The 15110-nt window shown below is 58.0% G+C and carries 6 protein-coding genes, 2 tRNA genes and 3 rRNA genes; 10 read left to right on the top strand and 1 reads right to left on the bottom strand.

Annotated elements, in window-relative coordinates:
• The first annotated feature begins 52 nt into the window (after window positions 1-52).
• From ACK3SD_RS16190 to aceK, 9 genes are all read left to right on the top strand, one after another.
• Window positions 53-128, top strand: a tRNA-Glu gene (locus ACK3SD_RS16190).
• A 211-nt stretch (window positions 129-339) separates the two neighbouring features.
• Window positions 340-3249 (top strand): 23S ribosomal RNA (locus ACK3SD_RS16185).
• 87 nt (window positions 3250-3336) lie between these two features.
• Window positions 3337-3452: ribosomal RNA gene (gene rrf, locus ACK3SD_RS16180) — 5S ribosomal RNA — on the top strand.
• A 14-nt stretch (window positions 3453-3466) separates the two neighbouring features.
• Window positions 3467-3542 (top strand) — tRNA-Thr (locus ACK3SD_RS16175).
• 40 nt (window positions 3543-3582) lie between these two features.
• A 5S ribosomal RNA gene (gene rrf, locus ACK3SD_RS16170) occupies window positions 3583-3698 on the top strand.
• 367 nt (window positions 3699-4065) lie between these two features.
• The gene (gene metA, locus ACK3SD_RS16165; RefSeq protein ID WP_481126158.1) at window positions 4066-4995 is read left to right on the top strand and encodes a homoserine O-succinyltransferase MetA; all 930 of its coding nucleotides are present in this window, start codon (window positions 4066-4068) and stop codon (window positions 4993-4995) included.
• 327 nt (window positions 4996-5322) lie between these two features.
• Window positions 5323-6921 carry a malate synthase A gene (gene aceB, locus ACK3SD_RS16160; RefSeq protein WP_481126157.1) on the top strand — a complete coding sequence of 533 codons (1599 nt, stop codon included), beginning with the start codon at window positions 5323-5325 and terminating at the stop codon, window positions 6919-6921.
• 27 nt (window positions 6922-6948) lie between these two features.
• Entirely contained in the window at window positions 6949-8256 is a 1308-nt protein-coding gene (gene aceA, locus ACK3SD_RS16155) for an isocitrate lyase (protein ID WP_481126156.1), read from the top strand.
• 44 nt (window positions 8257-8300) lie between these two features.
• Complete coding sequence (gene aceK / locus ACK3SD_RS16150; RefSeq protein ID WP_481126155.1) at window positions 8301-10061, top strand: bifunctional isocitrate dehydrogenase kinase/phosphatase; 1761 nt, start codon at window positions 8301-8303, stop codon at window positions 10059-10061.
• Between the two features lie 35 nt (window positions 10062-10096).
• On the opposite strand, the gene iclR is transcribed toward aceK, so the two are convergent.
• Window positions 10097-10930 carry a glyoxylate bypass operon transcriptional repressor IclR gene (iclR, locus tag ACK3SD_RS16145; RefSeq protein WP_481126154.1) on the bottom strand — a complete coding sequence of 278 codons (834 nt, stop codon included), beginning with the start codon at window positions 10928-10930 and terminating at the stop codon, window positions 10097-10099.
• A 251-nt stretch (window positions 10931-11181) separates the two neighbouring features.
• On the opposite strand from iclR, the gene metH reads away from it, so the two are divergent.
• Window positions 11182-14862 carry a methionine synthase gene (gene metH / locus ACK3SD_RS16140; RefSeq protein ID WP_481126153.1) on the top strand — a complete coding sequence of 1227 codons (3681 nt, stop codon included), beginning with the start codon at window positions 11182-11184 and terminating at the stop codon, window positions 14860-14862.
• Window positions 14863-15110 lie beyond the last annotated feature (248 nt).

Below are 15110 nucleotides of genomic sequence, written 5' to 3'. Positions count from 1 at the left end.
CACAGATTGTCTGATAGATGTACGAGCAAAGCGTCTGCGAAGCTGACCACGTGTCCCCTTCGTCTAGAGGCCTAGGACACCGCCCTTTCACGGCGGTAACAGGGGTTCGAATCCCCTAGGGGACGCCACTTGCTGATGATGGGTGAAAGACATTATCAACCGATATCTTAAAGCTGACTTACGAGTCAGGTTTACGATATTTGCTCTTTAACAATCTGGAACAAGCTGAAAATTGAAACCTTACAGCCCTGTCTCTCTCCGTAGAAGTCTTGAGAGATGGCGCATGTAAGAGAGTCTCTCAAATAATCACATCCTGATGGAAACATCTTCGGGTTGTGAGGTTAAGCGACTAAGCGTACACGGTGGATGCCTAGGCAGTCAGAGGCGATGAAGGGCGTGCTAATCTGCGATAAGCGTCGGTAAGCTGATATGAAGCGTTATACCCGACGATACCCGAATGGGGAAACCCAGTGTGATACGTCACACTATCTCTGCATGAATACATAGTGCAGTGAGGCGAACCGGGGGAACTGAAACATCTAAGTACCCCGAGGAAAAGAAATCAACCGAGATTCCCCCAGTAGCGGCGAGCGAACGGGGAACAGCCCAGAACCTGAATCAGTTTGTGTGTTAGTGGAAGCGTCTGGAAAGTCGCACAGTAAAGGGTGATAGTCCCGTACACAAAAATACACAGGCTGTGAGTTCGATGAGTAGGGCGGGACACGTGACATCCTGTCTGAATATGGGGGGACCATCCTCCAAGGCTAAATACTCCTGACTGACCGATAGTGAACCAGTACCGTGAGGGAAAGGCGAAAAGAACCCCGGCGAGGGGAGTGAAATAGAACCTGAAACCGTGTACGTACAAGCAGTGGGAGCCTTGATTTATCAGGGTGACTGCGTACCTTTTGTATAATGGGTCAGCGACTTATATTTTGTAGCAAGGTTAACCGAATAGGGGAGCCGTAGGGAAACCGAGTCTTAACTGGGCGTCTAGTTGCAAGGTATAGACCCGAAACCCGGTGATCTAGCCATGGGCAGGTTGAAGGTTGGGTAACACTAACTGGAGGACCGAACCGACTAATGTTGAAAAATTAGCGGATGACTTGTGGCTGGGGGTGAAAGGCCAATCAAACCGGGAGATAGCTGGTTCTCCCCGAAAGCTATTTAGGTAGCGCCTCGTGAATTTATCTTCGGGGGTAGAGCACTGTTTCGGCTAGGGGGCCACCCCGGCTTACCAACCCGATGCAAACTGCGAATACCGAAGAATATTATCACGGGAGACACACGGCGGGTGCTAACGTCCGTCGTGAAGAGGGAAACAACCCAGACCGCCAGCTAAGGTCCCAAAGTCATGGTTAAGTGGGAAACGATGTGGGAAGGCATAGACAGCCAGGATGTTGGCTTAGAAGCAGCCATCATTTAAAGAAAGCGTAATAGCTCACTGGTCGAGTCGGCCTGCGCGGAAGATGTAACGGGGCTAAACCATGCACCGAAGCTGCGGCAGCGACGCTTAGGCGTTGTTGGGTAGGGGAGCGTTCTGTAAGCCTGCGAAGGTGGACTGTGAGGTCTGCTGGAGGTATCAGAAGTGCGAATGCTGACATAAGTAACGATAAAGCGGGTGAAAAGCCCGCTCGCCGGAAGACCAAGGGTTCCTGTCCAACGTTAATCGGGGCAGGGTGAGTCGACCCCTAAGGCGAGGCTGAAAAGCGTAGTCGATGGGAAACAGGTTAATATTCCTGTACTTGGTGTTACTGCGAAGGGGGACGGAGAAGGCTAGGCTGGCCAGGCGACGGTTGTCCTGGTTTAAGCGTGTAGGGGGAGAAGGCAGGTAAATCCGCTTTCTTATTAACCCTGAGGCGCAATGACGAGCCACTACGGTGGTGAAGTAGCTGATGCCCTGCTTCCAGGAAAAGCCTCTAAGCTCCAGGTAACACGAAATCGTACCCCAAACCGACACAGGTGGTCAGGTAGAGAATACTCAGGCGCTTGAGAGAACTCGGGTGAAGGAACTAGGCAAAATGGTGCCGTAACTTCGGGAGAAGGCACGCTGGCACGTAGGTGAAGGGACTTGCTCCCGGAGCTGAAGCCAGTCGCAGATACCAGCTGGCTGCAACTGTTTAATAAAAACACAGCACTGTGCAAACACGAAAGTGGACGTATACGGTGTGACGCCTGCCCGGTGCCGGAAGGTTAATTGATGGGGTTAGCGGCAACGCGAAGCTCTTGATCGAAGCCCCGGTAAACGGCGGCCGTAACTATAACGGTCCTAAGGTAGCGAAATTCCTTGTCGGGTAAGTTCCGACCTGCACGAATGGCGTAATGATGGCCAGGCTGTCTCCACCCGAGACTCAGTGAAATTGAACTCGCTGTGAAGATGCAGTGTACCCGCGGCAAGACGGAAAGACCCCGTGAACCTTTACTATAGCTTGACACTGAACATTGAGCCTTGATGTGTAGGATAGGTGGGAGGCTTTGAAGTGTGGACGCCAGTCTGCATGGAGCCAACCTTGAAATACCACCCTTTAATGTTTGATGTTCTAACTCGGCCCCGTTATCCGGGGTGAGGACAGTGTCTGGTGGGTAGTTTGACTGGGGCGGTCTCCTCCTAAAGAGTAACGGAGGAGCACGAAGGTTAGCTAATCACGGTCGGACATCGTGAGGTTAGTGCAAAGGCATAAGCTAGCTTGACTGCGAGAGTGACGGCTCGAGCAGGTGCGAAAGCAGGTCTTAGTGATCCGGTGGTTCTGAATGGAAGGGCCATCGCTCAACGGATAAAAGGTACTCCGGGGATAACAGGCTGATACCGCCCAAGAGTTCATATCGACGGCGGTGTTTGGCACCTCGATGTCGGCTCATCACATCCTGGGGCTGAAGTAGGTCCCAAGGGTACGGCTGTTCGCCGTTTAAAGTGGTACGCGAGCTGGGTTTAGAACGTCGTGAGACAGTTCGGTCCCTATCTGCCGTGGGCGTTGGAAGATTGAGAGGGGTTGCTCCTAGTACGAGAGGACCGGAGTGAACGCACCACTGGTGTTCGGGTTGTCATGCCAATGGCACTGCCCGGTAGCTAAGTGCGGAAAAGATAAGCGCTGAAAGCATCTAAGCGCGAAACTTGCCTCAAGATGAGTCTTCCCTGGGGCCTTGAGCCTCCTGAAGGGACGTTTAAGACGAAGACGTTGATAGGCCGGATGTGTAAGTGCAGCGATGCATTGAGCTAACCGGTACTAATGACCCGTGAGGCTTAACCTTACAACACCGAAGGTGTTTTTAGAGACGCGATATTCAGCTTGGTTCAGATATCTGATGGCCCAGTGGGCGGTCAGAGCACAGAATTTGCCTGGCGGCACGAGCGCGGTGGTCCCACCTGACCCCATGCCGAACTCAGAAGTGAAACGCCGTAGCGCCGATGGTAGTGTGGGGTCTCCCCATGCGAGAGTAGGGAACTGCCAGGCATCCAATTTAGCGTGCTGATATGGCTCAGTTGGTAGAGCGCACCCTTGGTAAGGGTGAGGTCCCCAGTTCGACTCTGGGTATCAGCACCAGTTTTTTAGTGGTTAATGTTCGGCATTTAAAAAGAATTTGCCTGGCGGCACGAGCGCGGTGGTCCCACCTGACCCCATGCCGAACTCAGAAGTGAAACGCCGTAGCGCCGATGGTAGTGTGGGGTCTCCCCATGCGAGAGTAGGGAACTGCCAGGCATCAAAAAAACAGAAAAGCCTCATGCGAAAGCATGGGGCTTTTCTGTTTGTCTTATGGATACCCATAGAGTTCAAAAAGTAGCCTTTTCCTCTTAATTGCTTTATGATTTGCACGTTATTTCGTCATTTAGCATGTTTATCTCTTGGCCGTGGCCTCTCTCAGATCCCCTTTGATCGATCAAAACTGCCTGTTCATTACTCTCTACTGGTGCTATTGGGCACATATTTACTCGTGTCAGACCCTTATGCGAAATGTAGTGAAACATTTTCATAAACCGCATGAAAGCTCGACAACTTGGCCTAAATTGGCTATCTTCGGGCATCTAGAAGTCTAAACGTATAAACGTATGTTGCGAGGAAAGAAGCTATGCCGATTCGGGTTCCGGATGAGTTACCAGCCGTGAATTTCTTGCGTGAAGAGAATGTCTTTGTCATGACCTCTTCACGAGCAAAAACACAAGAGATCCGTCCGTTAAAGGTTCTGGTGCTCAATCTGATGCCGAAGAAAATCGAGACTGAGAATCAGTTTCTACGGCTGCTTTCCAACTCCCCGCTGCAAATCGACATCCAGTTGCTGCGCATCGACAGCCGTGAGTCAAAAAACACGCCGGCTGAGCATCTCAATAATTTCTACTGCAACTTTGAAGATGTGCAGAATGAAAACTTCGATGGCCTGATTGTGACTGGCGCCCCATTAGGACTGGTCGATTTTAATGATGTGGCTTACTGGCCGCAGATTGAACGCATCATTCACTGGGCGAAGGAGCATGTCACTTCCACTCTGTTTGTCTGTTGGGCTGTACAGGCTGCACTGAACGTGTTGTATGGCTTGCCGAAAATGACACGTGAAACCAAACTCTCAGGCGTATACCAGCATCAGACGCTGCAACCACACGCGCTGCTGACCCGTGGGTTCGATGAAACCTTCCTGGCACCCCATTCACGTTATGCCGACTTCCCGGCGCACACGCTACGTGAACTGACCGACCTGGACATTCTGGCCGAATCAGAAGAAGCGGGCGCTTATCTGTTCGCGACCAAAGATAAGCGCATGGCGTTTGTTACCGGCCACCCGGAGTATGATGCTGGCACCCTGGCCGGTGAATACCTGCGTGATATCTCTGCGGGTGTAGAGGCGATTCTGCCCGTGAATTACTTCACCAATGACAACCCTGATCTGCCGCCGAAAGCAAGCTGGCGCAGCCATGGCCATCTGCTGTTTTCCAACTGGCTGAACTACTACGTTTATCAGATCACGCCGTTTGATCTGCGCCAGATGAACCCCACGCTCGACTGATCTTCTCGCTGCGGCAGCCCCTTATTGCCGCAGCGCTACTCTCCTCCATTGCCACCTCTCTGACCACTCCCCTTTTTAAAATCTGGGAGCTGTTTCCCAACGCATCTGCATTATTACCTCATTCAACATACTGCTTTGTAAGGCGTTTCCAAGAAATTTAAATAAAATGGAAATTGTTTTTGAATTTTTTAATGGCTAGATTATGCTCAATAGGGTCGGATGAATATTCATCAACTTTGCCCAGTGGCTGACGTTTGGCCCCAGCAGATTCGCTGTCCCGACATGTGATTATCTACTAACACCATGATGCATAAGCAGGAGGATGTGATGAACCAGCCCACACTGACTTCACCTTTGCACTTCACCCGCATGTTCCGGGAGAGCGACAGCAAAATCCTGACAGAACCCGCGATCCAGTTCCTTAACGAGCTGGTGAGCGAATTTATGCCGCGCCGCAACCAGTTACTTGCGATGCGACATCAGGTACAGCAGCAGATCGATCAGGGTACACTGCCCGGATTTCTTTCAGAAACGGCTTCCATTCGCGAAACAGAGTGGAAAATTCGTGGCATCCCTGCGGATCTGCGCGATCGACGGGTGGAGATTACCGGCCCCGTCGAGCGCAAAATGATCATTAATGCATTAAATGCCAACGTGAAGGTCTTCATGGCAGATTTCGAAGATTCGCTGGCACCAGGTTGGGACAAGATAATGGATGGCCAGACCAACCTGCGTGATGCGGTCAACGGCACCCTCTCTTACACCAATGAGAGCGGTAAAATCTACCAATTGAAGCCCAACCCCGCCGTGTTGATCTGCCGGGTGCGCGGCCTGCACTTGCCGGAGAAGCATGTGCAGTGGCAGGGGGAGGCGATTGCCGGCTGCCTGTTTGATTTTGCCCTCTACGTTTTCCATAACGCCCATACACTGCTCGAAAAGGGCAGTGGCCCTTACTTCTATCTGCCGAAAACCCAATCCTGGCAAGAGGCAGCCTGGTGGATGGAGGTGTTCAGTTTCACGGAGGATCGACTGGGCCTGTCACGGGGAACCATCAAAGCCACCGTTTTGATTGAGACCCTGCCGGCGGTGTTCCAGATGGATGAGATCCTTTACCACCTGCGCGACCACATCGTTGGGCTGAACTGTGGCCGCTGGGACTACATCTTTAGCTATATCAAAACACTGCGGAACCATCCGTCGCGCGTCCTGCCCGATCGCCAATCTGTCACCATGGATAAACCCTTCCTCGACGCCTACTCGCGGTTGCTGATCCAAACCTGTCATCGGCGCGGTGCCTTCGCCATGGGGGGCATGGCGGCCCTCATCCCGAGTAAGGATCCGGCTCGCAATGCTGAAGTGCTGGAGAAAGTGCGGGCCGACAAAATGCGCGAGGCGGCAAACGGCCATGATGGCACCTGGATTGCCCATCCGGGTCTGGCCGATACGGTAATGGAGGTGTTCAATCAGGCGCTGGGCGAGCGGCAGAACCAGCTAGATGTGTTGCGTGAAGAGGATGCCCCCATCACGGCTGACCAGTTGCTGGCACCCTGTGACGGCGAGCGCACGGAGGCAGGAATGCGCGCCAACATTCGCGTCGCGGTGCAGTATATCGAGGCGTGGATCGGCGGCAATGGCTGTGTGCCGATCTATGGCCTGATGGAGGATGCGGCAACGGCAGAGATTTCACGCACCTCTATCTGGCAGTGGATTCACCATCAAAAACACCTCAGTGATGGACGCCCGGTAACGGAAGCGCTGTTCCGACAGATGCTGGCTGAAGAGCTGGAGACCATCCGGCAGGAGCTGGGCGCGCAACGCTACGACAGCGGGCGCTTTGCAGATGCGGCGCGCCTGATGGCGCAGATCACCACCCAAGACACGCTGGTCGATTTCCTGACCTTGCCCGGCTACGCCCTGCTGGCGTAACCCTTCCTGATATAAGGAGTCCTTGCCATGACCCTTTCACGTAGCCAACAGACAGAGATGCTGGAGCAACAGTGGCGCAGCCCGCGCTGGGCGGGAATTATTCGCCCCTATGCGGCAGAGGCGGTTATCAACTTGCGTGGCTCGGTAAACCCGGCCTGTAGCCTGGCGCAACTGGGCGCGGAAAAACTATGGCGGCTGCTGCACGGTGAGGCGCGCAAAGGCTATGTGAACTGCCTGGGCGCGCTGACCGGTGGGCAGGCGCTGCAACAGGCGAAAGCCGGGCTGGAGGCGGTCTACCTCTCCGGCTGGCAGGTGGCGGCAGACGGCAACACCGCTGGCCAGATGTACCCGGATCAGTCACTCTATCCGGCGGATTCAGTACCGGCGATGATCCGACGCATCAACCACAGCTTCCGGCGGGCAGACCAAATCCAGTGGGCAAACGGCATCGGGCCGGGGGATGAGGGGTATATCGACTACTTCCTGCCGATTGTGGCGGATGCCGAGGCTGGGTTTGGCGGCGTGCTGAATGCCTTCGAACTGATGAAAAGCATGATTGAGGCGGGCGCGGCGGCCGTGCACTTTGAAGACCAACTGGCAGCGGTGAAGAAGTGCGGCCATATGGGCGGGAAAGTGCTGGTGCCGACGCAGGAAGCGATCCAAAAACTGGTGGCGGCGCGTCTGGCGGCAGATGTGCTGGACGTGCCCACCTTGCTGGTTGCGCGTACCGACGCGGATGCCGCCGACCTGTTGACCTCAGATTGCGATCCCAATGATCACCCCTTCCTCAGCGGCGAACGCACGCCAGAGGGCTTCTTCCGTACCCATGCTGGCATTGAGCAGGCCATCAGTCGCGGGCTGGCCTATGCGCCCTATGCCGATCTGGTCTGGTGTGAAACCTCGACCCCCGATCTGCGCGCCGCGCGCCAGTTTGCCGATGCCATTCACGCCCGCTTCCCCGGCAAGCTGCTGGCCTACAACTGTTCGCCCTCCTTCAACTGGCAGAAAAATCTGGACGACGCCACCATCGCCCGTTTCCAGGACGCGCTGGCAGAGATGGGCTATGCCTACCAGTTCATTACGCTGGCGGGTATCCACAGCATGTGGTTCAACATGTTTGACCTGGCCCATGCCTACGCGCGTGGGGAAGGGATGCGGCACTACGTGGAAAAGGTGCAGCAGCCGGAGTTTGCCGCTGGCCAGCATGGCTACACCTTTGCCTCGCACCAGCAGGAGGTAGGCACCGGCTACTTTGATAAGGTCACCACCCTGATTCAGGGCGGTAGCTCCTCGGTTACGGCGCTCACCGGTTCCACGGAAGAGCGGCAGTTCTGATGCGGCGGGGAGGGCAATCCTCCCCACTCGCGAGGGAAAAAGCGATGGAGCAGAGCGTCGAGAGCCTGACCGCCCACACCATCCTGCAAGGGTTTGATGCCCAGTATGGGCGCTTCCTGGAGATCACCGCTGGTGCCCAGCAGCGTTTTGAGCAGGCGGACTGGCATGGCATACAGCGCGCCATGAAGCAGCGCATCCATCTCTATGACCACCATGTGGGGCTGGTGGTGGCGCAACTGCGCCAGATTGTTGGCAGCAGGGTGGAGGAGCCAGCCTTTATCGGCCGGGTCAAGGCGATCTACACCACGCTGTTGCCGGAGTACCCGCGTTATGAGATTGCCGAAAGCTTTTTCAACTCCGTCTACTGTCGGCTGTTCCACCATCGGGCAATCACCCCGGACACGCTATTTCTCTTCAGTTCCCAGCCTGAAGGGGGCATCCACACGGTGGCGCGGCCGCTGGATCGCCATTTAATGCCGCGTGGGGGACTTTCCGCGCTGTTTCAGGGGCTGTTGGGCACCCTGCCGCTGCGCCTACCGTGGGAGGATCTCACGCGGGATGTCTCGGCCATTGTGCAGGTGCTGGAAAAACGCATTGGCCGGCGGGCGCTGGCTGACGCACGTATTGAGGTCGCCAATGAGCTGTTCTACCGCAACAAGGCGGCGTGGCTGGTGGGCAAGATCCGTCTGAGCGATCGGGTGCTGCCCCTGTTGCTGCCGATCCATCACAACGGCCAGGGGGCGCTGTTTGTCGATACCTGCCTGACGGAGCCGGATGAGGCCAGCATTGTCTTTGGTTTCGCCCGCGCCTATTTCATGGTTTATGCGCCCCATCCGGCGGCGCTGGTGGGCTGGTTGCGCGAAATCTTGCCGGGCAAAAGCCTGTCAGAGCTGTATATGGCCATCGGCTGCCAGAAGCATGGCAAGACGGAGTACTACCGTGAGTATCTGGCCTTTATGGCCCAGCATCGCGAGCAGTTCATCATTGCGCCCGGCGTGAAGGGGATGGTGATGCTGGTGTTCACGCTGCCCTCCTTTGACCGGGTGTTTAAGGTGATCAAGGATCGCTTCGCCCCGCAGAAGGAGATGAGTGCGGCGCGGGTGCGGGACTGCTACCAACTGGTCAAGGAGCATGACCGCGTGGGGCGCATGGCCGATACCCAGGAGTATGAGAATTTTGTGATAGCCAAGGCGGCCATCAGCCCGGCGCTGCTGGAGGAGCTGTGGCGAGAGGTGCCGGAGAAGCTGGAGGATCTGGGCGATCGCCTGCTGATCCGACACCTCTATATGGAGCGGCGCATGATCCCGCTGAACCTCTATCTGGCACAGGCAGATGACGCCGCGCGCCGTGCAGCGATTGAAGAGTATGGCAACGCCATCAAGCAGTTGGCCGCCGCCAATATCTTTCCCGGCGACATGCTGTTCAAAAACTTTGGTGTTACACGCCATGCGCGGGTGGTGTTCTATGACTATGACGAGATCTGCTACATGACGGAGGTGAACTTCCGTGACATCCCGCCGCCGCGCCACCCTGAGGAGGAGCTGGGGGCCGAGCCGTGGTACAGCGTCGCGCCGAATGATGTCTTCCCGGAGGAGTTTCGCCACTTCCTGTGCGCTGACCGCCGTAACCGCGCGCTGTTTGAGGAGCTGCACGCCGATCTCTTCAGCGCCGCCTACTGGCGCAGCCTGCAACAGCGCATCCGGCAGGGATATATTGAGGATGTGTTCGCCTATCCGCACGGCCGGCGTTTCAGCCAGCAGCGAGAAGGCGTTGGGCAGTTTGCGCGGCAAGCGGGCACGGGCTAGCACAATGCGTTAACCCCGTTACGCTGCCGTCGGCGCTAACCTCGGGTGCCGCCATAGGCCAGCGTCACCTCTTTCGCGGCCTGGATCACCAGCGCGCCCAGTTCAGTGACACGGTCGTCGGTGATGCGCGACAGCGGGCCGGAGAGCGAGAGGGCGGCAAAGGGTACGTGATGCTCGTCAAACAGGCAGGCGGCCACGCAGCGCAGCCCCAGCGCATGTTCCTCATCATCAAAGGAGTAACCGCGCTTGCGGGTATGCGCCAGATCCTCCTTCAGGTGCGCTGGCGAGGTCAGTGTGGCGTGGGTATAGCTGTGCAGCCCGGTGCGGTGCAGCAATTCACTCACCTTCGCCTCGCTGAACTGCGCCAGCAGCGCCTTGCCCGCACCCGAGGCGTGCAGCGGCAGTTTGCCACCTATCGGGGCGGACATGCGCATCAGGGCGTTGCACTGCACCTGATCGATGATGATCACCTGGGAATCCGCGTGGTCGAACACCGCCAAATTCACCGTCTCGCCAGAGGCCTCCATCAGGCGTCGCAGCACCGGGTGCACAATCGCCAGCAAGTTGCGGCTCTGCAAAAAGCTGCTGCCGACAATAAATGCCTGCGCGCCAATCGCCCAGTGGCCGAGATCGCCCACCTGCCGCACAAACCCCTGCTGCTGCATGGTGGTCAGCAGGCGGTGGGTAGTGGAGTTCGGCAGGCCAGCCTGTTGCGCGAGTTCAGTGAGCGCCACACTGTTGTGCGATGCGGCAATAAATTCCAGCAGCGTCAGGCCACGGGTCAGCGACTGTACCTGGCCCGTGGCGGCCGGGCTGGTGGCTGCGGCACGGGGCTTTTTACCGCGTTTGACAGGAAGTGGGGTAGCCATGGGGCATCCTTTTGTAAGCGGAAGAGAGAGGGAAATTGGAATTTATTTTCATTTACTCAGTATGGCTGGCAAGGCGCGGATTTGCTCATCCGATCTGTTTAACACGCTAACTGAAAAAGTCTCAATATACGCCGCAGTGGCCGGTGAAAAACTTGTGTTAGGATGGCGCTTGTCTGATTTTTCGGCACCGCGCAGGTGCGCCGTCGTTTACAGGTTCCGGGCTGTGCCCCGGCAGTAAGGTTGAGGTTACAGTGACAAATCGAGCAGAAGCGCTGCGTTCGCAGCTTAACCAGCGTATTTTGGTGTTGGATGGCGGTATGGGCACCATGATCCAGAGTTACCGGCTGGAGGAGGGGGATTGCCGTGGCGCGCGCTTTGCCGATTGGCCCAGCGACCTGAAGGGCAATAACGATCTGCTGGTGTTGACCAAGCCGGAGGTGATCACCGCCATCCACTACGCCTACCTGGAGGCGGGCGCGGACATCCTGGAAACCAATACCTTCAACGCCACGCCCATCGCCATGGCGGATTATCAGATGGCGTCACTCTCCGCTGAAATTAACTACGAGGCGGCCCGGCTGGCGCGCATCTGCGCCGATGAGTGGACGGCCCGCACGCCGGAGAAACCGCGCTACGTCGCCGGGGTGCTTGGCCCGACCAACCGCACGGCCTCCATCTCGCCAGACGTTAACGACCCGGCCTATCGTAACGTCACCTTTGACCAGCTGGTGGATGCCTACCGCGAATCGACGCGCGCGCTGATTGAGGGCGGCGTTGACCTGATCATGATTGAGACGGTATTCGACACCCTCAATGCCAAGGCCGCCACTTTCGCGGTAGAGAGCGAGTTTGAGGCGCTGGGCGTTGAGCTGCCGGTGATGATCTCCGGCACCATCACTGACGCCTCTGGCCGCACACTCTCCGGCCAGACCACCGAGGCCTTCTACAACTCGCTGCGCCACGTTCGGCCCCTCTCCTTCGGCCTGAATTGCGCACTGGGGCCGGATGAACTGCGCCAGTATGTGCAGGAGCTGTCGCGCATCGCCGAGTGCTATGTCACCGCGCACCCCAACGCCGGGCTACCCAACGCTTTCGGCGAGTATGATCTGGGGGCAGATGAGATGGCGGCGCAGATTGGCGAGTGGGCGCGCGCGGGCTTCCTGAATATCGTCGGCGGCTGCTGCGGCACCACGCCAGCCCACATCGCTGCCATCGCGGCCGTGGTGGAGGGCGTGGCACCGCGCGCGCTGCCCGCCATCCCAGTGGCCTGCCGCCTCTCCGGCCTGGAGCCGCTGACCATTGACGCCAACACTTTGTTCGTCAACGTCGGCGAGCGCACCAACGTCACTGGCTCCGCCCGCTTCAAGCGCCTTATCAAAGAGGAGAAGTACAGCGAGGCGCTGGAGGTGGCGCGCCAGCAGGTGGAGAGCGGCGCGCAGATCATCGACATCAACATGGATGAGGGGATGCTCGACGCCGAGGCGGCGATGGTGCGTTTCCTCAACCTGATCGCCGGCGAGCCGGACATCGCGCGTGTGCCGATCATGATCGACTCCTCGAAGTGGGAGGTGGTGGAGAAGGGGCTGAAGTGCATTCAGGGCAAAGGCATCGTCAACTCCATCTCGATAAAAGAGGGGGTAGAAGCCTTTGTCCACCACGCCAAATTGGTGCGGCGCTACGGCGCGGCGATGGTGGTGATGGCATTTGATGAGGTGGGGCAGGCGGACACCCGCGCCCGCAAAATTGAGATCTGCCGCCGTGCCTACCAGATCCTGACCGAGCAGGTGGGCTTCCCGCCGGAAGACATCATCTTTGACCCGAATATCTTTGCGGTGGCGACCGGCATTGAGGAGCACAACAACTACGCGGTGGACTTTATCGAGGCCTGCGCCGACATCAAGGCGGAGCTGCCCCACGCGCTGATCTCCGGCGGCGTCTCCAACGTCTCCTTCTCCTTCCGCGGCAACGACCCGGTGCGCGAGGCGATCCACGCGGTGTTCCTCTACCACGCCATCCGCAACGGCATGGACATGGGCATCGTCAACGCTGGCCAGCTGGCGATCTACGATGACCTGCCAGCCGAGTTGCGCGATGCGGTGGAGGATGTGGTGCTCAACCGTCGGGTGGATGGCACCGAGCGCCTGCTGGAGCTGGCGGAGAAGTACCGCGGCAACAAGGGCGGCGGCGAAGCGGACAAAGTGCAGGCCGAGTGGCGCGGCTGGCCGGTCAACAAGCGGCTGGAGTACTCGCTGGTCAAGGGCATCACCGAATTCATTGAGCAGGACACCGAAGAGGCGCGGCAGGCAGCGGCGCGGCCGATTGAGGTCATCGAAGGCCCGCTGATGGATGGCATGAACGTGGTCGGCGACCTGTTTGGCGAGGGCAAAATGTTCCTGCCGCAGGTGGTGAAATCGGCACGCGTGATGAAGCAGGCGGTGGCCTACCTCGAGCCTTACATTCAGGCCAGCAAGCAGCAGGGCAGCAGTGCTGGCAAAATTCTGTTGGCGACGGTGAAGGGCGATGTGCATGACATCGGCAAAAACATCGTCGGCGTGGTGTTGCAGTGCAACAACTACGAAATTATCGACCTCGGCGTGATGGTGCCGACCGACAAGATCCTGAAGACCGCGCTGGAGGAGAAGGTGGACATCATCGGCCTCTCCGGCCTGATCACCCCCTCGCTGGATGAGATGGTCAACGTGGCGAAGGAGATGGAGCGTCAAGGCTTCACCCTGCCGCTGCTGATTGGTGGCGCGACCACCTCGAAGGCGCACACCGCGGTGAAAATTGAGCAGAACTACAGCGGCCCGACGGTCTACGTGCAGAACGCCTCGCGCACCGTGGGCGTGGTCTCCGCGCTGCTCTCGGAGACCCAGCACGATGACTTTGTCGCCCGCACCCGCAAGGAGTACGAGACGGTGCGCATCCAGCATGGCCGCAAAAAGCCGCGTACCCCGCCAGTGACGCTGGCAGCGGCGCGCGAGAATGCCCTGACGCTGGATTGGGAAGATTACACCCCGCCGGTGGCCCATCGCCTTGGTGTGCAGGAGGTGAGCGCCAGCATCGACACGCTGCGCAACTACATCGACTGGACGCCGTTCTTTATGACCTGGTCGCTGGCCGGCAAGTACCCGCGCATTTTGGAAGATGAGGTGGTGGGCGAGGAGGCGACGCGCCTGTTCGCTGACGCCAACGAGATGCTCGACATGCTGGCGGCCAATAGTGCGCTGACGCCGCGCGGCGTGGTGGGGCTGTTCCCGGCCAACCGCGTGGGCGATGACATCGAAATCTACCGCGATGAGCGCCGCGACGAGGTGCTGCTGGTGAGCCACCACCTGCGCCAGCAGACGGAAAAGAGCGACTTTGCCAACTACTGTCTGGCCGATTTTGTCGCGCCAAAGGGCACCCAGCCGGACTACCTTGGCGCGTTCGCCGTCACCGCCGGGCTGGAGGAGGATACGCTGGCCGAGGCCTATGAGCGGCAGCATGATGACTACAACAAAATCATGGTGAAGGCGCTCTCTGACCGCTTGGCGGAGGCGTTCGCCGAGTACTTGCATGAGCGGGTGCGCAAGGTCTACTGGGGCTTCGCGCCCTATGAGAACCTCAGCAACGAGGAGCTGATCCGCGAGAACTATCAGGGCATCCGCCCCGCGCCCGGCTACCCGGCCTGCCCGGAGCACACCGAGAAGGGGCAGATCTGGCAGTTGCTGGATGTCGAGGCGCACACCGGCATGAAGCTGACGGAGTCCTTTGCCATGTGGCCGGGTGCGGCGGTCTCGGGCTGGTACTTCAGCCACCCGCAGAGCAAGTACTTTGCCGTGGCGCAAATCCAGCGCGATCAAGTGGAGGATTACGCCCGGCGCAAAGGGATGAGCGCCAGCGAGGTGGAGCGTTGGCTGGCACCCAACCTGGGCTATGACGCCGACTGATTCCCCTTGGCCTGCGCGCGTTCGCCGTGCAGGCCATCACCTCCCTCATCTTTTCTCACACGTGCTCTAAAATTGCGGCGCACGGCGCATATTCACCGGGCTGCCGGCTGGTCAAAGTCATCTTGGTCTACAGTTAACTACAGCCCCCGTTGGGGGTGTGGCACGCCACTTGCTTGCAGTTTTAAGTGGTAAGTCGCTGATTAACGGGCGCTCACCGACAAAGCCCCTTTCCGAGCAGGCGGGTGGGC

It is taken from the genome of Chimaeribacter sp. YP20170169 (genome assembly GCF_056739715.1).
This window is presented reverse-complemented; position numbering and strand designations above follow the sequence as displayed.

Excerpts from the sequence above, each read along its gene's own strand:
- metA (WP_481126158.1), top strand. The coding sequence starts at position 4,066 with ATGCCGATTCGGGTTCCGGATGAGTTACCAGCCGTGAATTTCTTGCGT.
- aceB (WP_481126157.1), top strand. The coding sequence starts at position 5,323 with ATGAACCAGCCCACACTGACTTCACCTTTGCACTTCACCCGCATGTTC.
- aceA (WP_481126156.1), top strand. The coding sequence starts at position 6,949 with ATGACCCTTTCACGTAGCCAACAGACAGAGATGCTGGAGCAACAGTGG.
- aceK (WP_481126155.1), top strand. The coding sequence starts at position 8,301 with ATGGAGCAGAGCGTCGAGAGCCTGACCGCCCACACCATCCTGCAAGGG.
- iclR (WP_481126154.1), bottom strand. The coding sequence starts at position 10,930 with ATGGCTACCCCACTTCCTGTCAAACGCGGTAAAAAGCCCCGTGCCGCA.